This window comes from Pseudomonas sp. 2995-3, from assembly GCF_002742565.1.
Taxonomy (GTDB): Bacteria; Pseudomonadota; Gammaproteobacteria; order Pseudomonadales; family Pseudomonadaceae; genus Aquipseudomonas; species Aquipseudomonas edaphica.
In genome coordinates, this window is record NZ_LJSB01000287.1 from 1 (window position 1) to 289 (window position 289).

Genomic DNA, 289 nt, shown 5'->3' on the forward strand with positions numbered 1-289 from the left:
GTTTCATGGCATTGTTTAGAAGTTCTTGTATCATCCTGTAAATAGCTAATTCTGTTTCTTTATTTATCGGCTTAGAAGTGGCTTGCTCAAGTTTAAAATCTAATATGATATTGGAGCGTAGTTCAAACTTCTTTGTTAATTCTTTTAATGCTTCTTTCAAACCACTTTCGGCTAAAAATGGAGGATATAATTCAAAGCATGTTTCCCTTATTAAATAAATAATATCGAGAAAACCATCTTCAATCTCAACCAGTTCTCTTTTCATTTTTCCTATATCACTATATTGATT

The 289-nt window shown here is 30.1% G+C and carries 1 protein-coding gene; it reads right to left on the reverse strand.

Features of this window, described 5'->3' with window-relative positions; all coding sequences use genetic code 11:
* The coding region (locus AOA62_RS25780) for a hypothetical protein (RefSeq protein WP_218244188.1) at positions 1–265 on the reverse strand (265 nt) is incomplete at its 3' end.
* Positions 266–289: the final 24 nt, after the last annotated feature.